The following is a 25,599-nucleotide window of genomic DNA, read 5'->3' on the forward strand; positions in this document are numbered from 1 at the left end:
GCTCCTCTAACAGGATCGATCCAGGAAAGTCGGCTCTCGTCAAATCTGACGCGGCGGACCTTGTCTTGTCGTACCGCAGGTACAGGACAGACGTAGCTGATGCAGGATTATGACGTGCCACCTAAGGGACTGTCGCGACGGCGCGTGCTGGCTGGAATGGGGATCGCCAGCCTGGCACTGATGTCCTCGCGGGCATCGGCGCAAGAGACAGTCGATCTACACGTGCCGGGCGGTCCGAGTACAAGGACGATCACGACGGCTTATCCGCAAAAGGGCCGAATGATACTGCAGCGTTCGAGCCCGCCATGGCTCGAGACACCCTTTGAAGTCTTCGACAAGGGCGTGTTCACCCCAAACGACCAGCATTATGTCAGCTGGCACTGGGCGACTTTTCCCGGCGACATCGATGTGGATAGCTTTCGCCTGACGGTTCGCGGCCAGGTCAATCAGCGGCTTTCGCTGTCGCTCAAGGATGTTTTGCAGGGCTTGCCGAGATTCGAAATCGCCGCGGTCAACCAATGCGCCGGCGCTTCGCGGATTTTCGCCGAACCACGCGTTGCCGGCGCTCAATGGGCAAATGGTTCGATGAGCAACGCGATCTGGAGCGGCGTGCGTCTCAAGGACGTGCTTGACCGTGCTGGTGTGAAGTCTGGCGCCATTCAGGTCCGCTTCGGCGGCCTGGACGAACCGGTGATGCAGGACTCGCCGAAATTCCTGAAGTCGCTCACCATCGATCACGCTCGGGATGGCGAAGTGATGATCGCTTTCGCCATGAACGGCGAGCAGCTTCCATTGCTGAACGGATTTCCGCTGCGGCTCGTCGTGCCCGGCTGGTGCGGGGTCTACTGGATCAAGATGCTGAACGACATCGAAGTGCTGGATCAGCCCGACACCAATTACTGGACGGCGACGGGCTACCGCGTGCCCGATACGCCGCACAATTACGTCAAGCCTGGCGAGACCGGATTCAAGATGGTGCCGGTGACCCGCAATGTTCCGCGGTCGTTCATCACCAACATCCGTGACGGCGATAGCCTGCCGGCGGGAGCGCATGCTTCGGCGCGGGGTATCGCCTTTGGCGGCGATTGCGGCGTCGCCCGCGTCGATCTGTCGATCGATGGCGGCACGAGCTGGCAGCCGACCCAGCTCGGTGCCGAGCAGGGAAAATACGGCTTCAGGCAATGGCAGACTCAAGTTGCGCTGCCTTGGCGCGGCGCGCGCACCCTAATGGTTCGTTGCACCAACACCAAGAACGAGACGCAGCCCGATTTCAAGATCTGGAATCCGGCCGGCTACATGTACAACACTATTGAAACGACTCATGTGGTCGCGGCCTGAGAAGGAATCAGGAATGCTCCGTGCTGTTCTGTCGATGGCCACTGGTCTCGGTCTCGTTCTGCTTGCACATTCCGGCCACACTGCAACGATCGCAACATTGAAGTCGCTGAAGCTGGATGTCCCCACCAGTGACGCGATGTTCCCCGCCGGTCCGGGATCTGATGCGATCAACAACAACTGCCTCGCCTGCCACTCGGCCGACCATGTGTTGAACCAGCCTTCGTTGTCCAGGGAAGCCTGGCAAGAGGTCGTCAACAAGATGATTGCGGCCTACAAGGCTCCTATTAGCCCTGACGACGCCAAGGCGATCGTGGACTATTTGGTTCGCATCAAGGGCGCTTCATAGGCCTGGTGACATAGATCCTCAGCGATAGCATCCTCGCACCCCTAAGCTTTAACGAATCGAAATGGGCTCGCTATGAAGAAACCTGGAATCAGCGTTGGAGTGTTGACGACCGTCTTCTGCTTCTCGGTCGAGGCTCAGACCATTAACGCAATGTCCCTTGACCAAGCGGGAGCCCAGCAGGTCCTGCGAGCAGCAAAGGAGGGCGCGGAGCAGCGGAATGCGCCCTCGGCGGTCGCGGTGGTGGATCCCGCAGGCGATCTGCTTGCTTTCCAGCGTATGGATAATGTCCGCCCGGCAAGCGCAGACCTCGCCATCGAGAAGGCGCGAACGGCTGCGCGGCTGCAGCGGCCAACGGAGGAGATCGAGGACAACATCAATCGAGGCGAACGGCATTCGTCACTGCCGGCATCGCAGCTCTGCGCGGCGGCGTTCCGATGCGCGTAAACGGCCAAGTCGTGGGCGCGGTAGGTGTTGCCGGCTTGAGCAACGAAGCGGACACCGGGATCGCGAACACCGCGGCGGCGGCGCTTCGCGCCGATTGTGTTGAAGAAGTCAGCTAACTTGACCGTGAACCCATAAAGCCGCCGAGCTGACAGCTCGCGAGAGTCCATTGCGCTTCAGTATCAATCAAATTCCGCACGGCAGCGAAATGACCCGATGGGCCAGGAACTGATGTCAGCGGAACCGATCTCCCCGCGCGCTTCCTTTCCGCCGGGAAAGTGTGGCCAAGCCTTCGGCCGCCCTCAATTCGAAGGATTTGGCCATCCGCTCTCGCAACACCGAGCGGCCGCTCTAAATGAGCTTGCGCCTGCTGGACGTCCGGCGGTTTGAACGCCAGCGCCACCGCTCCGGTGACGCGGCAGCCGTTCGCCGCTTTCGCTTTCACTGATCCTCAGCAACGCGTTTTACCTACAGCACTGTGGATCTCCAAGCCGTCCGATCCGAGCGTAGAGACAACTGGGGCGCCCTAGATTGTGTTTGCATGGTTGCCCGGTCTCGTCACGTCACAATGCCTTGTTTCGAAGTTGATCGCGCGCGAAAGTGGCCGCCAACAGAGTGGCCTTACTGTCGGCAGCCTGCGAAGCTACATCACCTTCACGCATCGGCGTTCTTCTGAAAGCTCCGCCATGGATTGTGACCGCTCCAAGCCCAACGGTACTGTGTTCGGCATACATGATTGGCTTAATTACCTGCGTGATCAAACGGCCAAGTGTAAGAAGCTTGTCGAGCAGGCCGACGATCCTCTCGTTAAAGCCGAGCTGCTAGCGCTGGCTTCGGTCTGCAAGGAGATCGCCGATAACATCGAAGGTCATTTGACGCGCGGCGAAGGCCACGCGCCGCGTGGGCCAAGGCTATCATGAAAGAGGCACCAACTGAGGCGGCCCGAGCGCGGAATTGGTGCGGACGTGACGGCATACACAAAAAGATAGGCCGCCTGAGTTGCCACAAGCGGCCCAAGTCTAGGGAGGAAACGCCCAAGGAGGGCAGCGATAGCGGGGCGCTACCGCACACCTTAGCTAAGATGATCGCGATCAGCGGCTCAATTGAACCTAGGTAAACGTCCGGCATCTAAAGGGGCCACGGAAACTATACTAAGGTTTATGGCGCTCGCCCTTAAAGCCGACCACTTCCGCACTAGGCCCTGCTTTTCATCGCGCGTCGGCGACGCGGGCTCGCCGTAACCTTCCATGCGGATCGACCACTCCTGTGCCTCCGCGCGGTCGGCCTTCCGCGGGTAGTCTCGGCTCGCATCTTCGCGCCCATGATCCTGCGCCCCAAATTACCTCCCGCAATTTTGGTGGTCATGGGGCGCGGGCTCTGGCAATGCCAATAGAATTGCCCCGCCCGACAGCCCCCGTAGCTCGGTTATGATCGTCTCTTGACATGGAACCTGGATTCGATCACCACGAACCAAGAACTCTTCTGCGCACTATTCCGCGTCATCAACCGCTACGTCGGCAACCGCTGATGCGCGCGCGTGACATGCAGACAACACCCAAGCAGAAATGCCCTGCCCTGAGTCCGCTAGATCACTCGAGGCGAACATCAGCTTTGAGCAGTTCGGTCAGATCGACGCGAACACGCGACTGCTAGCGAGTGGTCGTGAACGATCGGCTAGTTTGCCGATCGAGCGTTACGGAGTCCTGAACTGATAAGGTTTGCGACCAAACCTCATCAGTTGGCAGATCGACTTCAATTTCATCTTTCGCTCGTCGATCTGTCGGAAGTTCGAGTCGGGGGAACGCTTCCGAACGGCGGCAGTCTGACCGCCGTTCGGAGGAGCGGACGCGGGTTGCGAGGCCACAGGGCCATCGCAGTTTTGCGGCTATGGAGACGATATCGGGGTCGAAAACCGCCGTGCCACCGCCCTTTTCGATTGACAAAAAAAAGATAATTCGACGAACAGCGCATTTTCCCGACATATTAGGGAATCGAAGTCGGCAATTGCATGCGCCATCTCGATGCCCGGTTATCCGGCAGCGTCAACCGCCGGCGCGCGGCCGCCAATCGCCGCTCCACGGCGACCACAGGGGTGAAGTAACTCTCGTGAAAACAACACCAGCTCGACTGGTGATGAAACGTCTTCCGAACCCGGACTGGGCCCGGCCTGGATCGAACCATCATGGCGTATCGAAACCTCCGAAAACGGAGAGGCGGCCGCGCGCTCAAGCAACGCCCGAAGTTTCGGATGCAGACCCTCGTTTCGTGTTGCAGCGAAAACGCTGAATTGATGCAAACCGGTCAATGCCAAGCTCCTGTGAATTCCAGCGCTCCGACCACCGCAAGCAGGTGCCCGCAGCCGCGGCTTTTTTCCGGCGAGCACCGGGCGCTCGTGTCTTGCGAGCTGTGATGCACTGAAGATGGGGGGGCCGATGTGTTGCCACCATTAAATTCAAGTTTATGAATCGAACATCTGCGGAAGGCGAATTGGATTTCCTGTTCCCAAATCCTATGTCCCTTCTGTGGTTTCGCCGCTCATTCTGTGGCCCCTTCTACATTCTGGATGAACCGCAGGGTCCCATTGCAACCATAAGCTCAGCGGAAGTAGCTCCTTGGATATCAAGCCCTTGTTTGGTCTCGGCGGTGTCCTGATCGCTGCCATGACCTCAGAATTCAACGACCAAGTGGCGGCCATCGCACTCCGCGACGTTAGCGGCGCGCTTGGGATCAGCCACGATTCCCAAACATGGATCGAAAGCCTTTATGTGTCGGCCCAGATCGTCGGCATGGCGTTTTCGCCCTGGCTGCTAGTGACCTTCACGTTGAGACGATGGACGATCTTTGCGATCGCTTTGTGCGGGACCTCGAGCATGTTGATTCCGTTCAGCCCCAACATCGAGGCGATCTATGCCTTGCGGCTGTTGCAAGGGCTCGCGGGGGGATTGATCATCCCGCTGCTGATGACAACGGCGCTTCGTGTCCTGACGCCGAACATCCGGCTTTACGGCCTGGCGGTGTACGCCTTGAGCGCGACCTTCACGCCCGCGCTGGCCGCAACGCTGTCCGCGTTCTGGACTGATATGGTCGGCTGGCGCTTCGTGTTCTTTCAGACGATCCCGCTCTGCTCTCTTGCCGGCGTGCTGGTCTGGTACTGCCTGGATCAGGATCAGCCGAAATACGAGCGGTTGCGTATGCTGAACTGGCGCGGTGCGCTGCTTCTCGTGACGGGCACCGGCGCCCTGAGCACCCTGCTGTATCAGGGCGATCGGCTCGACTGGTTCAACTCGAGCCTAATCTGTGTGCTGGCGCTGGTGAGCGCCATCGCCATCCCACTATTCCTGGTCAACGAATGGTTCCACCCTTTGCCGTTCCTGAAGCTGCAGATGCTCGGACGCCGCAACATCGCCTACGGCGCTCTTGGCCTATTCATCTTTCTGATTATCGGCCAATCCGGCTCGTCCGTGCCGTTGCGATACCTGCAGGACGTCCAGGGTTACAGACCGGTGCAATCCAACCTGATCACGCTGGAGATCGCGGCGGTGCAGCTTGCGATGCTGCCGAGCATGGCGCTGCTGCTGGATTACAAATGGGTCGGTCCGCGCGTCGTCAGCCTGATCGGACTGGCCATGATCCTCGCATCTTGCATCGGTTCGTCCTTTCTCACGGTTTATTGGAACCGGGATCAATTCTATCTATGGCAGCTGTTCCAGGCGGTCGGTCAGCCGATGGTCATCATGCCGCTGCTTATGATGACCACGAACAGCGTGACCAACCCGGCAGAAGGTCCTTTCGCGGCCGCACTGGTCAACACATTGCGCGCCGTCGCTGAGGCAACGAGCGTGTGGCTCCTGGCGTTGATCGATCGTTGGCGCGGCGCATTGCATTTCAACCGCATCATCGATCAAGCCGGCCAGGACCGCTGGCGGGTGATTCAGGGCAACCAGGTGCTCCCGCAGTATCCGCCGCCACTGACGCCGGACGGCCACCCCCGCATGCCGAACAGCCTGCGAGCCTTTGGCCATGCGGTGGAGCAGCAGGTCGCGATTTTATCGAGGAGCGACACTTTCCTGATCCTCGGAGCCCTGACTGTTTGCATGATGGTCGTGGTGATGACATTGCCGGTCCGCACGGTCCCGCCGCGGGTCCTCTTTACCAAGCGCTAGGCACCCGCATGGCAGAGGATATCGCCGAACTGGAAACGCGGCCCGCCGATCTGACGCGGAACGAAAGGCCAGCCCTGCCGCGCGAAGACCACGATCAACCTCATCTGAACGTCGTGGAGTCGAAGGACCCGAAGGAGCAGGAAGTTGCCCGCCCCGCACCGCTGCCGCGTTGGCCACTTGTCATTGTCGGGCTCGTGGTGGCGACCTTCGCTATAGTGGTGCTGTACATCATTTTACGGCCACGCCCGGACGTCTGGACCGATGATGCCTATGTGATGGTCCACTACGCCACGATCGCGCCGCGCATCTCCGGCCAGGTCGCCACGGTTCCGGTCGACGACAACGAGGTCGTCAAGGCGGGACAGGTGCTTGCAACTCTCGATCCGCAAGACAATGAGACCGCCCTAGCTTCCGCGGAGGCGACGGTCGCACGCGACCAATCGCTTTTCGACGAGATCTCCGCAAACGTGTCACGTCAGCCGGCGATCATAGAACAGCAACAAGCCGCCGTTGCGTCGGCGCGCGCCGCGCTCGCTTTCGCACACGACGACGCGAGCCGCTACGGTAACCTCGCCACGACGGGCGCCGGCTCGACGCAGGAGTACCAGCGAGCCGACAGTGCCCTTCAACAAAGTCAGGCCACGCTGGATAGCGCCGAGGCTTCGCTCGATGCGGCACGCCGGCAACTGGATGTGCTCAAGGCCCAGAGATCAGCTGCGGAAGCCGCGGTCAGGGCCGACCTGGCCCAACTCGAGCAAGCCAAGCTCAATCTGTCCTATACGCGCGTCAGCGCACCGATCGACGGCATGGTGGGTGAGCGCTCCGCCCAGGTCGGCAACTATGTGGGCCCCGGCACAACCTTGATGACGGTTGTGCCGCTCAACCAGGTCTATATCGAAGCGAACTATCGCGAAGTGGCGTTGCTGCACGTCCGCAGCGGCCAACCGGTAACCATTCATCTGGACGCCTATAACATTGACCTCAAAGGAACGGTGGATGGCGTGCCACCGGCCTCCGGCGCTGTCTTCGCACCGATCGCTCCAAACAACGCCACCGGCAATTTTACCAAGATCGTGCAACGGCTGCCGGTCAAGATCGTGGTGACGCCGGGGCAGCCTTTGGCTAAGCTCCTGCGCGTTGGCTTGTCGGTCGAGACCACAATCCACACAGAACTGGAGGATGTCGTGGACGAACAGCGCAGATCGAGCGAACGCTTGATCGGGCATTGACGGGTGCGTGTCTTACGTATCGTGGCGTACCTTTCCGCGCCGATGCTGGGCGTCGGGCTAACCGGCTGCACCGTTGGGCCGAACTTCCAAAGCCAGGAGATTAGCGCATCACCCACGAGATCGACGGCAGACGACGCAGGCGTGCCGAGCCGGACAGTCGCGGGCGCGGTCGACCTGACCTGGTGGAAAAGTTTTCGGGACGCCCGGCTCACTTCGCTCGTTGAAAGGCTGGTCGACCAAAACCTAGACCTTCAGACGGCGGCAGAACGCGTAGTTCAGAGCGTTACGCAGCGCCAGGTCGCAGCCTCTCAGGGACTGCCGCACATCGAAGGCCAGTCATCATCGACCTATAACCGGGCAAGCCCGAACGGCCCGGTCTCCTTGTTCGTACCTGCCCCCGGCGCCATGCTGGATTATGCGGATTTTCGAGATGGCCTGACATCCTCCTGGCAGCTGGATCTGTTCGGTCGCGTCCGTCGGGCCGTGGAAGCCGCCGACGCCAACACTTTGGCGGCTGTGGAGAACCGGCACGGCGTCGCGCTCGCGGCGGTCGCCGAACTGGCGCAAAATTACATGCTGTTGCGCGGAACGCAGAACCGACTTGCGATTGCGAAGCGCAATCTTCATCTCTCCGAAGAGAATGTGCAGCTCGTGAACACACGTTTCGGCAACGGTGTGGCGACAACACTCGACATCGCTCAAGCCCGGGCTCAACAAGCAACGATCGCCGCGACCCTGCCGCCACTGCGCGTCCAGGAGGCGGAACTCATCAATGCCATCGGACTCCTGCTCGGCGACGCGCCCCGCGCGCTCGAGGCCGAGCTGCGCCGTCCCCAGATAGCGCCGCGCGTTCCGCGCAGGGTGCCAGTGGGTCTGCCTGGAACGCTGGTCCGCCGCCGGCCGGACGTGCGCGAGGCCGAGGCGAGACTTCATGAAGCCACGGCGCAGACTGGCGTCGCGGTGGCGAACTTCTACCCCGACGTCACATTGAACGGCGCAGCCGGCGTCGAGAGCTTGCGCCTGGGCAACCTATTTTCCCCGGCATCGACCACATTCGCCGTGGGGCCAGCGATTTCTATCCCGATCTTCGAGGGCGGACGGCTGCGGAGCACATTGACGCTGCGGGAATCGCAACAGCGCGAGGCAGCTGTCCTGTTTCAGAAAACGGTTCTGCGGGCCTGGAAGGACGTCGACGATGCGCTGACGGCCTATCGCGAAGCGCAACGCCGACGCGCCGACATCGCCCGCGCCGTCACTGAAAATCAGGCCGCCCTGCAAGCCGCGCGGCAGCGTTACTCGGAGGGGGCGATCGACTTTCTGAATGTGCTCTCCTCCCAAACTCAGCTGCTGCAGAGCGAAAATGATCTGGCCGACAGCAACACGCAGATCGCGACGGGCCTCGTCAATCTCTATCGAGCCCTTGGCGGAGGATGGGAGATTGTCGATACCGCATACGGCACGTCCCGACAGGATATCGTAGCACCCTAGAGCGCGACCGTCACCGCCTTCGCCGCGGCACGCCGTCGACGAGCCGAAGCTGCCGTTTCTTGCCATTGCGCGGCCTCGATCAAGCGCTGCAGGTGATTCGATACGAGCGATCGATTCAAGCACCGCATGGTCGCTCCCAAGAGAATGCCGGTTCAACTGGAAGTGAACTCCATAAACTCCAATTTAGTCGGCCTCCGATTTGCGGCTGCCTAACTCTCTGGTGAAGGTCCAATTGATCGAGGAGACCATCAGAGCTTCTGCGATCCACATCGTCATTTCCGGCCAAGTTCGATCCTGGCTTCCTGTTCGAAGCTGAGCCGGGAGCGCGGACCTGCATACGGAGATCAACCCTCGAAATTGAACCGCTTCGATGGGCCGTCGTGCGCGCAGCACGGTGACACCCCATCAACGTTCAAGGACATCTGGTCGTAAGCCCGATGTCCTTTCTCAGACAACAGGACACTGCGGGCCGTAAGCCTGAGTTTCCTGCTGATTAGGCAAGCAAGGAGCCAATATGGACGAACAAGACTCCTACACCGTGCCGGATGAACGGCCCACTTCTGAAGTTACTCGCCGTACGGTGATTGAGACCGGAGCCACTGCCCTGCTTTTGAGCACGCTGCCGCGTGCAGCCCTTGCAACAGATCCGTTCGTTGGCGACGAGCCGCCCCCTCCTGCTGTGAAGGTCCAGCTTCGGATCAACGGCCACCTCCATTCGCTGATGCTGGATACCCGCACGACCTTGCTCGACGCTTTGCGGGAACATCTCGCGCTAACCGGCTCGAAGAAAGGCTGCGACCACGGCCAATGCGGCGCGTGCACCGTGCTGATCGAGGGGCGCCGCATCAATTCCTGCCTGACGCTTGCCGTGATGCATGACGGGCAATCCATCACCACCGTCGAGGGACTGGCGCTGGGCGATGATCTACACCCCGTTCAGGCTGCGTTCGTCGAGCATGACGGGTTTCAGTGCGGTTACTGCACCTCCGGCCAGATCTGCTCCGCCATCGGAATGCTGGCCGAAAGCCAGCTGGGCATGCCGAGCTATGTAACCGAGGATCTGGCGCAGGCGGCCGTTGAGCTCACCGATGCGGAAATTCGCGAGAGGATGAGCGGCAATATCTGCCGCTGCGCCGCATACCCCAACATCGTGGCCGCCATCAAGCAAGCCGGGGGAATGCCGGCATGAAAGCCTTCACCTATCAGCGCGCCGACACGGCGGAGCATGCCGCCGCCGCTGCCGCGAAGCCCGGCACAAAGATCATCGCTGGCGGCACCAATCTGCTCGACCTGATGAAGTTGCAGGTCGAGACGCCCTCAAAGCTGCTCGACATCAACGATCTGTCGCTCGACAAGATCGAAGATACTGCCGATGGCGGCTTGCGCATCGGAACGCTGGTTCGCAATAGCGATCTTGCCGCCGACCGGCGCGTGCGGCATCGTTATGGCGTCCTTAGCCGCGCGCTGCTGGCCGGTGCCAGCGCGCAGTTGCGCAACAAGGCCACGACCGGCGGTAATTTACTGCAGAGAACTCGCTGCTATTATTTCTATGACGTCACGAAACCCTGCAACAAGCGGAACCCGGGCTCCGGCTGTGCGGCGCTTGCGGGTTTCAACCGCATTCACGCCATCCTGGGCACCAGCGAGCACTGCATCGCGACCCATCCGTCGGATATGGCGGTTGCAATGCGGGCGCTCGATGCCAAGGTCGAGACGGTCGACAGCGAGGGTCACGCCAGAATCATTCCGATCGAGGACCTCCACCGCCTGCCCGGCAAGACTCCGGAGATCGAGACGTCACTCAAGCCAGGCGAAATCATTACGTCGGTGACGCTGCCCCCACCGCCTCCCGGTGTGCAGGTCTATCGCAAGGTCCGAGATCGCGCCTCCTACGCCTTCGCACTGGTTTCGGTCGCCGCAATAGTCGACAGCGTGCATGGAACGGTTCGCTCGGCTCGGCTCGCATTCGGCGGACTCGCTCCAAAGCCCTGGCGATCGTCGCGCGCGGAGCAAGCTCTGGTCAATTCCCCGGCGAAAGCAGCCGCCTTCGATGCGGCGGCAAACGCAGTTCTCGAGGACGCACGGGGATTCGGCGGAAACAATTTCAAGATACCACTGACGCGGCGTACGCTGCACAGCGTGCTGGCAGAGATGACGCAGGCCTAGGGAGACCAGCGCATGGAAATGAATTCACCTGTCGGCACCAATGCACTCGATGCACAGGGCGTCGTCGGCAAGCCGCTCGACCGCGTCGACGGCCGGGCAAAAGTTAGCGGCGGGGCCCATTACGCCTACGAGATGCAGCAGGATAACGTGCTCTATGGCTTCGTGGTCGAAGCCTCGATCGGGAAAGGAACAATCCGGTCGATCGACGTCCGCGCGGCGGAGAAGGCGCCGGGTGTCGTGCTGGTGCTTACCTATCAGAACGCGCCGGTACAGGGCACCGGCAATCACCGGGAAGCGCACCCGGTCCTCACCGGGGCGGGCGTGAGGCATTACGGTGAGCCCGTCGCCTTCGTGGTCGCCGAGAGCTTCGAAGAGGCCCGAGCGGCCGCTTATCTCGTCGAGGTGAAATATGATCGAGCCGTCGGCAAATATGCGCTCCGCACCAACCTCGGCGAAGCTCGCGTTCCGCGGCCGAGCGATGGTCAGCCGGCTGACAGCGCCGTAGGCGATTTCGCCGGGGCGTTCGCCAGCGCTCCTGTGCAACTCGATGTGACCTACACCACTCCGTTGCAAAGCCACGCGATGATGGAACCCCATGCCACACTCGCGATGTGGGATGGCGACAAACTCACCCTGCACACCGCCAATCAGATGCTCAACCAGGGTCAGCAGGTCATCGCGAGAACCCTGAAGATTCCCGTCGAGAACATCCGCCTCGTCAGCCCGTTCATCGGCGGCGGCTTCGGCGGCAAACTCTGGGTCAATGCCGACGCCATACTGGCGGCAATCGCCGCGCGGCGGCTCAAGCGGCCGGTGAAAGTCGCACTGACGCGTCAGCAGATCTTTCACGTCACGACGCACCGCTCCGCTACCATCCAGCGGGTACGCCTTGGCACTGATCGCGATGGCCGTATTCTAGCGATCGGCCACGATGTATTTTCCGGCAATCTGCCCAGTGAGCAAACCTATGAGGGCGCCGCCCTCCAAACCCGCACCTTGTATGCCGGGCCCAATCGGCTAACGCGACATCGTTTGGCGCCGCTGGATATGCCGGTCGCGTCCTCGATGCGGGCACCGGGCGAGTCCGTCGGGCTGATGGCGCTGGAATGCGCTATGGACGAACTCGCCGAAAAACTCGACCTCGACCCGATCGAACTTCGCATTCAAAACGAGCCGAGCGAAGACCCGGAAAAGCACATCCCGTTTTCGAGCCGCCATTTGATTGCCTGTATGCAGGAAGGTGCGCGCCGATTTGGATGGGACAAGCGCAATCCAAAGCCGGGCCAAATCCGCGACGGGCGTTGGCTGGTGGGGATGGGGATGGCGGCGGCGACACGCGGAAACCCGCTTCTGCTATCCAAAGCCAATGTTCGGTTGGATCCTGACGGTACGGCCACGGTACGAATGGCGATGACCGACATCGGCACTGGGACATATACCATCCTGGCACAAATCGCCGCCGAGATGCTCGGGCTGCCGACGGGTCAAGTCCGGGTCGAACTCGGCGATACCGACTTTCCGCAGGCTGCGGGTTCGGGTGGGTCGTGGGGCGCTGGCAGCTCAGGCTCGGCTCTGTTCGAGGCGTGCAATTCGCTCCGTCAAAAGCTGGCGCAAGCCGCCGGCATGGATCCGGCAGCAGCACGCTTCGCCGACGGCAGCATCTCATCCGGAGAACAGTCCAGAAAGCTGACCGACCTTGTCGGCTCGGGGATGGACGCCGACGGCGAAATCCGGCCGGGCCGTAACAATAAGGATTTCTCGCAACAATCCTATGGCGCGCATTTCGCCGAAGTCGGCGTCGACATGGATACCGGCGAGGCAAGAGTGCGGCGCATGTTCGGCGTATTCACCGCCGGCCGTGTGCTGAACGCCAAGACGGCGCAGTCCCAGGCGATCGGCGGGATGGTATTCGGCGTCGGAGCCGCGTTGCACGAAGGCATCACGCTGGATCCCCGCTTCGGCTATTTCGTCAATCGGGATCTCGCTGAATACCTGGTGCCAGTGCACGCCGATATTCCGGCCATCGACGCCATTTTTCTTACCAAGCTGGACAACCAGTCTAACCCGCTCAAGAGCAAGGGCATCGGTGAACTCGGCATCTGCGGCGCTGGCGCCGCGATCGGCAACGCGATCTACAACGCGTGCGGCGTCCGAATTCGGGATTATCCGATCACGCTGGACAAGCTGCTTTTCGGGCTCCCGGTGCGCACATGACCGCGACAGTTGGACATCTAGCGACGCTTGAGCGAGTGACGTCGGGCCTCAACCACAGTCTCGTCGAAATCGCTGTACCGGGACGATATCCGGTCCGCGATCGGCGCGTGTGACAAAAGCATCCGCACAACCATAAGTTTCAGTCTGCGACGTCGATTGACTCGACGTTGGCCTCGTCCTCGCTCCTTTGGCCGGGTAGTCCGCGGAAAACAGCGTCGAGCGCGATCTGCTTGTACAAGCGGAAACCATTGCCCTGCGGCGCGGGGCATTCAAACGTCCCCTCCTCATCGGACACCGTCCAAAGTAACGGATCCATCCATTTGAGGACTGAGCAATTTCCTTATCAGTCTGCCAACTGACTCCATTTGCAGCCAATCCTTATCAATTGGCAGATCGACTTCGCTTTCAACGTTCGCCTGCCGGTCCGTCGGGGGTCCCTTACATCGCTAGACCCACTATTTTGGAAGCCCTGTTTTCTTATCGGCGGGCAGCCTAGCACGCGCGGTGGCTTCTTGATCGCTCGTCAAAGGCCGCCGTTCGCACGTAATTCAAGCAACTGCAGAGGGTCGTCATTCAAGCAGATCGTCGCTTACGGCCATTGCGCCGATGATCCGAACGTATTCGGGCGATACTCAAAGGGGACACCTGGAGAAGGACTCGGCTCAACGTCAACTATGTTATTCAGGCACGTATCGGACCGGCATCTCTTCGGCATCAGGGAGGCTAAACAATAATTTACGACGCCTCCGCCATCGCACACGCAATGGCCTACCGATCTCAATTCGATCACGACCGCCACACGTGTCGAACGCTGATCTCATACAGGAGACTTCGTCACCTGCACCGTTCGCGCAAGTGTGATGTTCACTCCACGAAATTCCTTGGATGCACCACCTATATAACGGAGGTCGATAAAGTACTCGAAGGAAACGTTCTCAACAGAGCCGCAGTGATCGCTGGCGCAAGTTCTCCGCACACAACAACACGGAGAACGACTATGACGACGTTCAAACTTCTGATTACTACGACGCTGCTATCGATGACTGCGGTCACCGCCGCGCGCGCGCAGTTGCCCACCTGGGCGACCAGCCATCCGGCCGCCTTTGACGCGCAATATCCGGACCGTAGTGTGCTAAACGATGGCGCGCTGACCCCTGCGGGCAGAATGGGCCTCGAACTGCCCGGCGGCGCGGCTCCCGTCTTCGGAGCGAACAACGCCTATGCTGCAGATCGCGCCATGGCTTCATCCTGCGCACATCTCCATCGCTCCTACGATCCCGCATCCGGCACCTTCCTCGGTTACGACGGCCATCGCCATGCCTGTGAGTGATGCTACTGGAGTTGGTTCGATGCGTAGATATGTTTTGGCCTTGGGCCTTCTGATCGGGTTCTGCGGGTCTGCCGGCGCTGCAACTGTGCATCCCCTTCGACCACGACATCTCATCCTGCATCACAGCCATAGTGTGATTTCGCGTTTCGTCGTTACGATGCCCGGCTATGACGACACGCCACGCTATGACGATCCGTCCAAGTTTGGCGGTCAGTCGCTGGGGATGGATCCATAGAGCGGTGCTCGACACGACCGATCCAGCGCTCGGCGTTGGATCGTCGGTCGGGTGTTGATTTGCATAGGATTATGGCTGTCCCTGCGCGCGCAAGAATGCCTGGTAGCACCAATCGTCTCCTCGAATGCAAATAGGGTTCACATTCCGCCGTCACCATAAGGCGTTGCCGGAAGCCGGTGGATGGTTGTCAGATCACGTCCGCACTGGCGCTGCGCGGGTTCGGTCACGATCGTCGTGGGAAACCTCAGCCGCGTTGAGATTGGCTGAAACTGCAACGGCGAGACGGTATCCCCGCCGTCGGTTTGATTGTTCTCCCAATTTGCTTTTGCGATCGTCATTATTAGTTTGCCGGCCGAAAGGCCTAGACTATCGATGACTCGCCTCAACTTTCTCCAACACTCTGGACAGCGTCCTTGGCGACCTTCAACGGTGAGGCCTTCACCGACTTGCTCGCGGGCTTGGCTGCGAACTGCATCGGTTCCTTCGTGAAGGGATTGACGCCCATCCGGGCTTCGGTAGCGGGCTTGTTCACGACCGACACCTTTGCAAAGCCAGGAATAGCGAATTCGCCGGACTCTCTCAGCTCCCTGTATCCGCAAACTTTTGTGCCGGGAGCAACCGACTATCTGCTCGACTGAAAATGCAACAGGGCTCGGCGGCCTCTCCAAGTTTCCGCTCCTGGCCAACCGCACCAGTTTCGCACCAGTAGTCCATGCGCTGTTAGCCGTGCATCCGGAGCCAGGCCCGGCGCAGCTATCGCGTACCTTCCTGTATGTGCTATGCTTTTCTGCTCAAGGTCGGCTTGGTCCGGCTACGGGATGCAACACCTTCTCAGTACGAGTGCCGTCACGGCCCGATGGCGGAGGTTGTCGATGAATCCTTCGAATCAGTTCGACGCCAACGGCGATCGCAGCTTCCCGATCCTGTGGAAAGACGGTGACCGCATCTTCTGCCGGGGACAGCGCGCGAGTGCCGAAGGCAAGCAGGAGACGGTGCTCGCGGTTCTCCCTGCCTCGGAACACCCGGCCCCCGCCACCCTCGATCGTCTCGCTCACGAATACGGATTGAAGGATGAACTGGACGAGGCGTGGGCAGTGCGGCCACTGGACCTCGTTCGCGAGCGCGGTCGAACTATGCTGGTGCTCCGGGATATCGACAGTGAGCCACTCGAACGGATGCTCAACGAGCCTCTCGAGCCGGGATGCTTCTTGCGCCTCGCCATCGGGATCACCAACGCGCTCGACAAGGCGCACAGACGCCGCCTCGTGCACAAGGACATCAAGCCAGCCAACATCCTCGTCAACCGCACGACCGGCCAAGTCAGGCTCACGGGGTTTGGTATCGCGTCGCGACTGCCTCGCGAGCGGCCGGCGCTCGAACCTCCCGAGACCATTGCCGGGACCCTGGCCTACATGGCTCCCGAACAAACCGGGCGGATGAACCGTTCGATCGATGCGCGCAGCGACCTCTACGCGTTGGGTATCACGCTCTTCCAGATGCTGACGGGCTCGTTGCCATTCACCGCGGTCGAACCCATGGAGTGGGTGCACTGCCATATCGCGAGAAGGCCGACCCCGCCCACCGAGCGGCTGCCGACTGCGCCTGCAACAATCTCGGCCCTCATCATGAAGCTGCTCGCCAAGACGGCCGAGGAACGCTACCAGACCGCGGCCGGTGTCGAGCGCGATCTGCGACGCTGCCTGGTCGAATGGGAAGCCCATGGGGCGATCGGCGACTTCGCGCTCGGCCAACAGGACACGCCCGACCGGCTGCTGGTTCCTGAAAAGCTCTACGGCCGCGAGCGCGAAGTCGAGACCCTGCTCACAGCCTTCGATCGCGTCGTCAAGAGCGGTATGCCGGAGTTGGTGCTGGTTTCGGGTTACTCCGGCATAGGCAAATCCTCGATCGTCAACGAGCTGCACAAAGAGCTGGTGCCGACCCGCGGCTTGTTTTCGGCCGGCAAATTCGACCAGTACAAGCGCAACATCCCTTATGCCACGATAGCCCAGGCCTTCCAGAGCCTGGTTCAACAGATCCTTGGCAAGAGCGACGTGGAGTTGGGCCAATGGCGCGGCGCCTTGCAGGAGGCACTGGGCTCTAATGGCCAGCTCATGGTGAATCTCGTTCCGCAACTGGCTCTCATCATAGGCGATCAGGCGCTAATTCCTGATCTTTCGCCACAGGACCAGCAGGGCCGATTTCAGTTGGTATTCCGCCGCTTCCTCAGCGTGTTTGCCAGGCCAGAGCACCCCCTGACGCTATTCCTCGATGATCTCCAGTGGCTGGACTCGGCAACGCTCGATTTGATCGAGCATCTGCTTGCACACCCGGACGTGCGCCATTTGCTGCTGATCGGGGCTTACCGGGACAACGAGGTCGGCCCCACGCACCCGCTTGCGCGCACGCTGGCCGAAATTCGGAATGCGCACGGGCGTGTGCAAGAGACGATGCTGATGCCGCTGTGGGCCGACGACGTGGCGCGGCTGCTGGCAGACGCCCTGCGGACGGAGAAGAGCAGCGTGCGGCCATTAGCCGACCTGGTGTTCGAGAAGACGGCTGGCAATCCATTCTTCACGATCCAGTTCGTGGCTACATTAGCCGACGAGGCGCTGCTGGCATTCGATCCGCCTACCACGGCTTGGACGTGGGACTTGCCGCGCATCCGGGCCAAGGGATTCACCGGTAACGTTGCGAATCTGATGGCGAAGAAACTGGGCCGCCTGCCTCCCGCAACCCAAGGTGTTCTGAAACAACTGGCATGTCTCGGAAACGCGGCCAAGACAGCTGCCCTGGCCTTGGTCTATCAAGCAACCGAAGCAGAGATCCACGCCACGCTTTGGGACGCCGTCCAGTCCGGTCTTGTGCTGCGCTCGGACGACGCCTACTCCTTCCTCCACGACCGTATTAGAGAGGCGGCATATGCGCTCATCCCTGAAGATGAGCGCGCAATGACCCATCTCCAGATTGGGCGCCTGCTCGCGGCAGGTACCCCGGTCGACGAGATTGAGGAGAATGTCTTCGAGCTTGTGAACCAGTTCGATCGCGGCGCAGGTTTGATCGTCAGCCAGACTGAGCGCGAAGAGATCGCGCGGCTCAACCTCTTGGCAGGCAAGCGCGCCAAGACGGCAACCGCATACGACTCGGCGTTGCGATATTTCAGCGCCGGTCGTGCCTTGCTGGCCGAGATCGGCTGGCACAGTTGTTATCGGCTAACCTTCGACCTCGAGCTCAATTGGGCCGAGTGCGAATACCTGACCGGGGAGTTGCCGTCAGCCGAAGAACGGCTCGCCGCGTTGTCAATTCACACGCGGAACATGATTGATTCCGCTTCCGTCACCTGCGCGCGTATCAATCTTTACACAACCCTGGACCGGAGTGACGACGCTGTTCGGGTGGGCTTGGAGCATCTCCGCCGCATCGACGGCGAGTGGTCGGCTCATCCGACAACGGAAGATGTTCGCCGAGGCTATGACCGATTGTGGCAGCGGCTCGGTGCTCGCTCGATTGAAGCGCTGGTTGACTTGCCGCGGATGTGGGATCCGGATCGGTGTGCCACCATGGACGTGCTGACCGTCCTCACCTCGCCAGCCTTGTTCACTGATTTGAATTTGTTCCGGCTGATCGTCAGTCGGATGGCACGCCTCAGCCTGGAGTTCGGCAACAGCGACGGCTCATGCCTCGCCTATGTGTGGCTCGGCGGCGTCCTTGGCGCGCACTTCGGACAATACCGGGCAGGATCCCGCTTTGGCAGGCTTGGCCTGGATTTAATCGAGAAGCATGGCCTCGACCGCTATAGCGCTCGTGTCTATCTGGTGTTTGCCGTCCATGTCGCTCATTGGACTCAGCCCTTGCAGATCTCTCACGCCTTCCTGGGACGGGCCTTTGATGCGGCGCTCGCTGCCGGTGATCTTTCCTATGCAGCCTATAGCTGCATCGACGTGATTACCAATCTTATCGCTGCAGGAGACTTGCTCAGTGAAGTCGAGCGTGTCTCCGACCACGGCCTCGAGTTCGCGCGGAAGGTACGGTTCGGTCTCGCGAGTGATTGCATCATCGGGCAGCTCAGATTGATCCGGATGCTCCGCGGACTGACGCAGGACTTCAACTCCTTCAATGACGCGGAATTCGAAGAGAGTCATTTCGAGCGACGCCTGAACAGCAATCCTCAACTCGCCATTGCGTCCTGCTACTATTGGATTCGCAAGCTACAGGCCAGGGTCTACGCCAACGACGCCACATCAGCTATGGCGGCCGTATCCAAGGTCGAAGCACTGCTTTGGACGATCCCGACCCAATTTGAGTTGGCCGAATACCACTTTTTCGCAGCGCTCGCTCGGGCGGCACATTACGACACGAGTTCGCCCGAGGAACGGCGTCAGCATTTAGAAGCGTTGATCGCGCATCACAGGCAGCTCGTGCTGTGGGCGGAGCACTGCCCCGCAACGTTCGCAAATCGCGCAGCATTGGTGGGTTCCGAGATTGCGCGCCTTGAAGGCCGGGAGCTGGACGCGATGCGCCTCCATGAGGAGGCGATTAGACTGTCGCGGGAACATGGTTTCATCCAGAACGAGGGCTTGGCCCACGAACGGGCTGCCCGGTTTTGCGCGACCCGCGGCTTTCAAACCATCGCTGAATCATATCAGCGAAGCGCGCGGCGCTGCTACCTGAGTTGGGGAGCCCACGGCAAGGTACGACAGCTCGATGAGTTGTATTCGCATCTGCGAGAGGACGCGCCGGCTCTCGGTCCGACAGGGACGATCGGAGCGCCGATCGAAAACCTAGACCTCGCAACCGTAGTCAAGGTGTCTCAGGCCGTCTCAGGTGAGATCGAGCTCAGCAAGCTCATCGAAACACTGCTTCGGATAGCGGTCGAGCACGCCGGGGCCGAGCGTGGCCTACTTATTCTGCTTGCTGGTGATGAGCCACAGATCGCTGCTGAAGCGACTACCGGCCAAAACCAAGTTGAGGTCACGCTGAGCCAAACGCCGGTGTCGCCGGCCGCCCTTCCGCAATCCGTGCTTCACACCGTGTTGCGGACGCGGGAAAGCGTGATCCTGGATGACGCCCTGGCGAAGAACCTGTTCTCGGCAGACGATTACATCAGCCGCGAACGCGCCCGATCAGTCCTTTGCCTACCTTTGCTGAAACAGGCCAAGCTGATCGGGGCGCTGTATCTTGAGAACAAGCTTGCATCGCGCGTATTCACGCCCTCTCGGATCTCGGTTCTGAAATTGTTGACCTCGCAAGCCGCGAACTCGCTGGAGAATGCTCGCCTCTATGGCGATCTCCAGGAGCGCGAGGCCAGGATCCGGCGCCTGGTCGATTCGAACATCGTCGGGGTCTTGATTTGGGATGCTCAGGGCCGAATCATCGATGCCAATCAGGCCTTTCTGGATATCGTCGGATATGACCGGGAAGATCTCCTCGCGGGTAGGCTGTTATGGACGAAGCTGACGCCGCCCGAATGGAGCGACACCGACGGGCGTGTCCTTGCCGAGCTAAGGGCGGCTGGATCCCTCCCACCGCGGGAGAAAGAGTACTTTCGCAAAGACGGTAGCCGCGTCTCCGTTCTGATCGCCCGCGCGCTTTTCGAGTCGAAACAAGACGAAGGCGTTTCGTTCGTCGTCGACATCACGGAGCGCAAACGTGCCGAGCTTGAGCGCCAACGCCTGGCGTCATTGGTCGAACAGGCGGCTGACCTAATGGCGATCGCCGACCTCTCCGGAGGGATGCCGATCTACCTGAACAAGGCCGGCCTGAGGATGGTTGGGCTCGACAGCTGGGAAGAAGCCAAGACGAGGCGTGGAATCCACTACATTTTCCCGGAGGACCGTCAGTTCGTGAATGACGTGCTCTGGCCGACGGTGCTCGAAAAGGGGTCATGGTCGGGCGAGATGCGTTTTCGCCATTTCAAGACCGGAGATCCAATTCCTATCCTCTATTCGGCCTTTCGGATCGACGATCCCGAGACCGGGCAGCCCGTGAACATCGGCAACGTGTGCCGCGATATCACGGACCGCAAGTTGGCAGAAGAAGAGCTGCGCGCCAGCGAAAGACGCCTGCTCGATGCCCAGATGGAGCTTGCACGCGTTACGCGGGTGACGACGCTGGGCGAACTGACCGCCTCGATCGCACATGAGGTGAACCAACCGCTGGCTGCCCTCGTCAATGCCGCCGGAGCCTGTCTGCGTTGGCTCGACGGCGATACCCCCAACCTGGAGGAAGCACGCCTCGCTGCAGGTTGGATCATAAAGGAAGGCAATCGGGCGGCTGACGTGATTCGACGTGTTCGGGCGCTGGCAAAGAGGTCCGACCTCGAGAGGGCGCCGCTCGATGTCAATGACGTCGTTAGGGAGGCGCTCGCTTTGGTGCAACACGAATTGACCAGCCGACATGTGTCGTTACGATTGGAGCTGGCACCGGCTCTGCCCTCGATCTTGGGCGATCGAGTCCAATTGCAGCAGGTGATTATCAACCTGGTCATGAACGGTCTCGAAGCAATGCAGTCGGTTATGGATCGACCGCGCGCACTGGTGGTCCAATCGCGTCGGGATGGCGCAGAACAAGTGCTCGTAAGCGTGACGGATTGCGGAATCGGCATTTCTCCAAAGGATGCGGATCGGCTGTTCAATGCCTTCTTCACCACTAAAGCCGGCGGCATGGGTATGGGGCTGTCGATCTGCCGTTCGATCATCGAGGCGCACAGTGGTCGACTCTTGGCGATCGCAAATCAACCTCACGGCGCCACGTTTCAGTTCACGATTCCCTGGCAAGCGGTATAGTGCGCCGTCGACCAACTGATCGAAAGCGACGTCTCAACGGCCCGCTCGAATCGTCTATCCCGGCGCCTCATCTGCCCAGCACAAGCAGGTATTGGTAATTCGACGTTCCGGACGCTCAGCGCCGACGTCTGGCGCCTTCTGTCGCGCCTTAGCGTCGACATTGGCGACGCCCGCGGCACCGGCAGCTTGCCAGTATCAAGCGCTCTGTTTGGGCGCATATTTTCCCAGTACACACTTGTAACCTTCTAGCCTCCACCCATGATGCGGACCGTTGGTAAGCCAGTCGGCTATACCAATTTGCGCGTTTACCTGACACGCAGACATCGTGAGGCCCGACTGCTCACTGTTGGTCACAACTTTTTCCAGGCAAAGCTGGGCGTTACAGAGGACGGCGACAAGTGTGACAAGCATGGTAACCTCGGTCTGCTGATGAGCTTGATCAATGGCGGCAGCACGGTGACTGCTTGCGATTGAGAATAGGCGGCGCCACGCAATACTCCATTCTGCCTCCGCTTAGATTGGATCGATCATTGGGAGGCACGCTTCATACCGAGGTATCGCCTTCTCGGCTCCTCGCGCGCAATCGTCCAGTTCACAAGGGCAACAATCAAGCTGGGCCTCATGCCAGACTCGCCAGTCTGCAAGACCACCATCATTCACCGATCAAGAAGCCCAGAAGCCCGCGCTGGCGCCTCAGCTTCCGGCTCCACCGCCATCTGTCTTCAACGCGGTCTCAAGGCATTGGATAAGATTGTCGCCGCCGAACGGCTTCGTCAGATAGCAGATTGCTCCGCCCGCCATGGCCCGCGCGCGGGTCTTCTCGTCCGGGAACCCAGTGAGAAAAATGAACGGAGTTACGTAACCCATGGCATTCAGATGATCCTGCAACTGGACGCCGCTCATGCCGGGCATCTGAACGTCTGCCATGATGCATGCGAACTCGTCGATGCGGTTCGAATGCAGGAACTCTTCCGCAGACGCGAATGTATGCGCGACATATCCAAGCGACCTGACGAGGCTATCGGTCGTGGCACGGACGGACGCATCATCATCAATGATTGCGACGAGCGGTGGCTTTGGCAAAATCGATCATTCCTTGACCCGGCGGCAGGATTCCCGAAGTGTCGTCGTCCCCAGATTGCACTGCGGATCGCACTTGGAAAACGATACCTGAGTATAGAGTCTAGACCTTAGGGTGCCGGATCCCGAGCAAATCGGCCATTCCCACCAGTTCGATCATGGACCGCGCCCTCATTTTCCGCATCATGTTGACCCGGTGGACTTTCACCGTAATCTCGGTGACACCCAGCTTTGCCGCAATCTGCTTGTTGAGCAGACCGTCGACGACGAACGTGATGACCTCCCGCTCGCGCGCAGTCAGGGAATCGAGCCGGCCGCGGAGTTCTGCGACGATCTTCTCCTCGTCACGCCGTTTTTCATCGCGCTCAAGCGCTTTGACGACGGCATCAAGCATATCCTGGTCGCGAAACGGCTTGGTCAGAAAGTCCATGGCGCCGGCCTTCATGGCCTGAACCGACATCGGAATGTCCCCATGACCCGTCATGAAGATTATCGGGATACAAATGTCGGCCTTGAGCAATTCAGCCTGAAACTCGAGCCCGCTCACCCCCGGCAACCTAATGTCGAGCACCAGGCAACTCGCCGCATCGGGCATCTTGATTTGCGCGAATTCACGCGCTGAACCGAACAATTCCACGCGCAAGCCCACGGAACGGAAAAGACTGCCGAGGGTCTCACGCATCGCAAGATCATCGTCGATGATGAAGACGACACGCTCTACCGCGGCTGCAGGATCTCGTTGCGATTTGGAGCTACTGGTCACGCGGCTTCCTCTCAGGTGCTAGCAGCCAAGTTTCGGCCATCCGGAATATGGCCACACATCGTTCGTTGGCCTTCCGGATTTGCGGCGGCCAAGACTAGTGCATTTTGAGAAGGAAGTCTGGCGATCCGATCGCAGTCCAAAGTGCCCGACCATCCGCCCGCAGCGGCTACATCGTGAAAAATCGAGCATTGCGAGGTCGCGCCGGGCTTAGGAATGCATTCCAGCCTCAGGGCCATCAACCGGCATGGCCGCAATCCAATCGAACCTTACGCTAGGTTGGCTAAACCTCGGTTTAATTGATGGGCAGGCTGGTCGAGCCTAGATTTGAATCCAGCAGATCGGCCGCGTCTCCTCCCCGCGCGCACCACATGTCTGCCGGGCGGACCGTTCCCCTTGCCGCGTCCCCCGCACACGGGAGCGGTCCGCCTCCTTGTTTTCGGATGTGCTCCGTCCGTCGTCGCGGCCATGGTAGCCGGCCGAATTCCGCCATTCTGCGAAGTCGTGACTAACCAGCATCCAATAGCCCACGTCGAGAGCCACGATTACCGATCCGCATGTGCGCATCGTCACTCCCGATGACGGCCGCTGATCCGAAGGCAAGCACCATAAACTCCCGTATAGCTTTGCTGATCTTCTTAGGTATCGGACGTCTACCCGCCGACAATGGAGACCGCAGCCTTCCCCTCCTAGTCTCGTTACCAAGCGGACTAACCGATTGCAGGCGGCAACCGCCTACGATCCCAGCATCAAGCATAGGAGGCGCAAATGGGTGACGAGGGCCAGCATGCTCGCGACGTCGCAACCAAGCGGTGTCCAATATGCAACGGAAGATTCGGCCTGATACGGCGCTACTCCTGGCGGACCGCGCTCTGCTCAAAGAGTTGCCTCGATCGCTTCAAGGCGCGCCAGGAAATCGATCGCAAGTGGCTATCGTGGCCGCGCGCGGCCTGGACGACCGGCTTCGTCAACGATGCTCCCTAGGAGGCATGAAGTGCAGTTCATCCTCGTTACCGGCAGGACGCCCTGTTCCAATCCTGTATGCGTGAGCTGCGAGACGCCGATTGGAGCGGCCTATCTGCGCGAACTCGGAACCCATCTGACCTACTGCGATCACGGCTGTTACGCAGATCACCGCGATCGCACCATTGAACTCATCGAATGCCGGGCGACGGCATCATGAAGGCTTGCCTGGCAGCGACGCCGACTGGGGCAACGGCGGCGGCGAGCGACGCCGTCCGAGACTGCAGCAACCGAGAGAAAACACGATGAGGAAGGTATTACTGATAGAGGACGACAGAAGCGTTGCAGAGGAAATTGTCGAGGGGCTCGCCGCTCAGCGGTTCGAGGTGGAGTGGGCATCGAATGGGCTTGAAGGCCTCAAGATGGCGCATGAATGGAGGCCCGATGCCCTAATCGTCGATCGCCGGCCATCTGGCTTGGATGGGCTCGGTATCATCCAGCGCCTGCGACAGGAGCAGATACAAGCCCCCATCCTGATGCTGAGCCGGCTCAATGCCGTCGAGGATCGCGTCATGACGTTGCGCACGGGGGCCGACGACTATCTCATCAAGCCGTTCGCATTGATCGAGCTCGTTGCACGACTCGATGCGTTGCTGCGGCGGCCCATGGTCGTGCGCGAGACCACCTTGAGAATTGGAACGCTCGAACTCGATCTCATCGAACGGAACGCAAGGCGCAGGAACCGGCAGATCGAGCTGCTGCCGCGCGAGTTCCGTCTTCTCGATTACATGATGCGGCGTAGCGGACAGTTGCTTACGCGCTCGATGCTCCTCAAGGACGTATGGAACTACAACTTCGATGCGAAGACCAATCTGATTGATGTCCACATGGGCCGCCTGCGCCACAAGGTCGATGGCCCCGACGAAGTGCCGATGATCTACAATATACGCGGCGCCGGGTTCATTCTGCGCGAGGCCGCGAGCCCTCCGGTTGCCAGCGCACCGATCCCGGCGCGCGCGGCTCGCCACCAGGGTCACGCCCTCCGCGTCGTAGCTCGGAACTGA

17 protein-coding genes and 1 pseudogene are annotated in these 25,599 nt (G+C 60.4%); 14 read left to right on the forward strand and 4 right to left on the reverse strand.

All coding sequences use genetic code 11. The features are described from left to right. Nucleotides 1-99: 99 nt before the first annotated feature. From K359_RS0105025 to K359_RS0105090, 11 genes and pseudogenes are all read left to right on the forward strand, one after another. Nucleotides 100-1,338, forward strand: coding sequence for a molybdopterin-dependent oxidoreductase (locus tag K359_RS0105025; RefSeq protein ID WP_029078372.1), 1,239 nt, complete (start codon nt 100-102; stop codon nt 1,336-1,338). A gap of 13 nt (nt 1,339-1,351) precedes the next feature. After that, nucleotides 1,352-1,684 (forward strand): cytochrome c, encoded by a 333-nt coding sequence (locus K359_RS0105030; RefSeq protein WP_029078373.1) that lies wholly within the window; start codon nt 1,352-1,354, stop codon nt 1,682-1,684. Nucleotides 1,685-1,834: 150 nt separating this feature from the next. Then, nucleotides 1,835-2,244 (forward strand): annotated as a pseudogene (locus tag K359_RS63130) (heme-binding protein). A 465-nt stretch (nt 2,245-2,709) separates the two neighbouring features. Beyond that, nucleotides 2,710-3,045, forward strand: a complete 336-nt coding sequence (locus tag K359_RS0105040) for a hypothetical protein (RefSeq protein ID WP_156928362.1) — start codon at nt 2,710-2,712, stop codon at nt 3,043-3,045. A 1,692-nt stretch (nt 3,046-4,737) separates the two neighbouring features. Further along, nucleotides 4,738-6,288, forward strand: a complete 1,551-nt coding sequence (locus K359_RS0105050) for an MFS transporter (protein WP_029078375.1) — start codon at nt 4,738-4,740, stop codon at nt 6,286-6,288. An 8-nt stretch (nt 6,289-6,296) separates the two neighbouring features. Beyond that, nucleotides 6,297-7,517, forward strand: coding sequence for an HlyD family secretion protein (locus K359_RS0105055; RefSeq protein ID WP_084518266.1), 1,221 nt, complete (start codon nt 6,297-6,299; stop codon nt 7,515-7,517). A gap of 42 nt (nt 7,518-7,559) precedes the next feature. Further along, nucleotides 7,560-9,005 carry an efflux transporter outer membrane subunit gene (locus K359_RS0105060; protein ID WP_063618909.1) on the forward strand — a complete coding sequence of 482 codons (1,446 nt, stop codon included), beginning with the start codon at nt 7,560-7,562 and terminating at the stop codon, nt 9,003-9,005. 514 nt (nt 9,006-9,519) lie between these two features. Then, on the forward strand, nt 9,520-10,194 hold the full coding sequence (locus K359_RS0105070) for a 2Fe-2S iron-sulfur cluster-binding protein (RefSeq protein ID WP_035976062.1): 675 nt from the start codon (nt 9,520-9,522) through the stop codon (nt 10,192-10,194). Beyond that, nucleotides 10,191-11,171, forward strand: coding sequence for a xanthine dehydrogenase family protein subunit M (locus K359_RS0105075; protein WP_029078379.1), 981 nt, complete (start codon nt 10,191-10,193; stop codon nt 11,169-11,171). The genes K359_RS0105070 and K359_RS0105075 overlap by 4 nt, the downstream gene beginning before the upstream one ends. A gap of 12 nt (nt 11,172-11,183) precedes the next feature. Next, nucleotides 11,184-13,385: a xanthine dehydrogenase family protein molybdopterin-binding subunit gene (locus K359_RS0105080; protein ID WP_029078380.1), complete on the forward strand. Its 2,202-nt coding sequence runs from the start codon at nt 11,184-11,186 to the stop codon at nt 13,383-13,385. Nucleotides 13,386-14,382: 997 nt separating this feature from the next. Beyond that, nucleotides 14,383-14,715: a BA14K family protein gene (locus K359_RS0105090; RefSeq protein ID WP_029078381.1), complete on the forward strand. Its 333-nt coding sequence runs from the start codon at nt 14,383-14,385 to the stop codon at nt 14,713-14,715. Nucleotides 14,716-15,087: 372 nt separating this feature from the next. Here the strand turns inward: K359_RS0105090 and K359_RS0105095 are convergent, their stop codons facing one another. After that, on the reverse strand, nt 15,088-15,288 hold the full coding sequence (locus tag K359_RS0105095) for a hypothetical protein (RefSeq protein ID WP_029078382.1): 201 nt from the start codon (nt 15,286-15,288) through the stop codon (nt 15,088-15,090). Between the two features lie 44 nt (nt 15,289-15,332). Beyond that, nucleotides 15,333-15,491 (reverse strand): hypothetical protein, encoded by a 159-nt coding sequence (locus K359_RS51135; protein WP_371261123.1) that lies wholly within the window; start codon nt 15,489-15,491, stop codon nt 15,333-15,335. Between the two features lie 331 nt (nt 15,492-15,822). Here K359_RS51135 and K359_RS0105105 point away from each other — a divergent pair, with 331 nt between their 5' ends. Continuing rightward, nucleotides 15,823-21,732, forward strand: coding sequence for an AAA family ATPase (locus tag K359_RS0105105; protein WP_051346006.1), 5,910 nt, complete (start codon nt 15,823-15,825; stop codon nt 21,730-21,732). A 693-nt stretch (nt 21,733-22,425) separates the two neighbouring features. On the opposite strand, the gene K359_RS0105120 is transcribed toward K359_RS0105105, so the two are convergent. Both K359_RS0105120 and K359_RS0105125 read right to left on the reverse strand, forming a co-directional pair. Next, nucleotides 22,426-22,815: a response regulator transcription factor gene (locus tag K359_RS0105120; RefSeq protein ID WP_029078385.1), complete on the reverse strand. Its 390-nt coding sequence runs from the start codon at nt 22,813-22,815 to the stop codon at nt 22,426-22,428. Between the two features lie 100 nt (nt 22,816-22,915). Further along, complete coding sequence (locus tag K359_RS0105125; RefSeq protein WP_029078386.1) at nt 22,916-23,575, reverse strand: response regulator transcription factor; 660 nt, start codon at nt 23,573-23,575, stop codon at nt 22,916-22,918. Between the two features lie 991 nt (nt 23,576-24,566). Between K359_RS0105125 and K359_RS61075 the strand changes: the two genes are divergently transcribed. Together K359_RS61075 and K359_RS51145 are read left to right on the forward strand one after the other, a co-directional pair. Then, nucleotides 24,567-24,755 carry a hypothetical protein gene (locus tag K359_RS61075; protein WP_156928363.1) on the forward strand — a complete coding sequence of 63 codons (189 nt, stop codon included), beginning with the start codon at nt 24,567-24,569 and terminating at the stop codon, nt 24,753-24,755. Continuing rightward, nucleotides 24,721-25,599 carry a response regulator transcription factor gene (locus K359_RS51145; protein ID WP_371261124.1) on the forward strand — a complete coding sequence of 293 codons (879 nt, stop codon included), beginning with the start codon at nt 24,721-24,723 and terminating at the stop codon, nt 25,597-25,599. Before K359_RS61075 ends, K359_RS51145 begins: the two co-directional genes overlap by 35 nt.

It is taken from the genome of Bradyrhizobium sp. th-b2 (assembly GCF_000426785.1).
In the GTDB taxonomy this organism is placed as follows: domain Bacteria; phylum Pseudomonadota; class Alphaproteobacteria; order Rhizobiales; family Xanthobacteraceae; genus Bradyrhizobium; species Bradyrhizobium septentrionale.

Coding starts and splice junctions, on each gene's coding strand:
- K359_RS0105025 (WP_029078372.1), top strand. CDS start 100: ATGCAGGATTATGACGTGCCACCTAAGGGACTGTCGCGACGGCGCGTG.
- K359_RS0105030 (WP_029078373.1), top strand. CDS start 1,352: ATGCTCCGTGCTGTTCTGTCGATGGCCACTGGTCTCGGTCTCGTTCTG.
- K359_RS0105055 (WP_084518266.1), top strand. CDS start 6,297: ATGGCAGAGGATATCGCCGAACTGGAAACGCGGCCCGCCGATCTGACG.
- K359_RS0105060 (WP_063618909.1), top strand. CDS start 7,560: ATGCTGGGCGTCGGGCTAACCGGCTGCACCGTTGGGCCGAACTTCCAA.
- K359_RS0105070 (WP_035976062.1), top strand. CDS start 9,520: ATGGACGAACAAGACTCCTACACCGTGCCGGATGAACGGCCCACTTCT.
- K359_RS0105075 (WP_029078379.1), top strand. CDS start 10,191: ATGAAAGCCTTCACCTATCAGCGCGCCGACACGGCGGAGCATGCCGCC.
- K359_RS0105080 (WP_029078380.1), top strand. CDS start 11,184: ATGGAAATGAATTCACCTGTCGGCACCAATGCACTCGATGCACAGGGC.
- K359_RS0105090 (WP_029078381.1), top strand. CDS start 14,383: ATGACGACGTTCAAACTTCTGATTACTACGACGCTGCTATCGATGACT.
- K359_RS0105095 (WP_029078382.1), bottom strand. CDS start 15,288: ATGACGATCGCAAAAGCAAATTGGGAGAACAATCAAACCGACGGCGGG.
- K359_RS0105105 (WP_051346006.1), top strand. CDS start 15,823: ATGAATCCTTCGAATCAGTTCGACGCCAACGGCGATCGCAGCTTCCCG.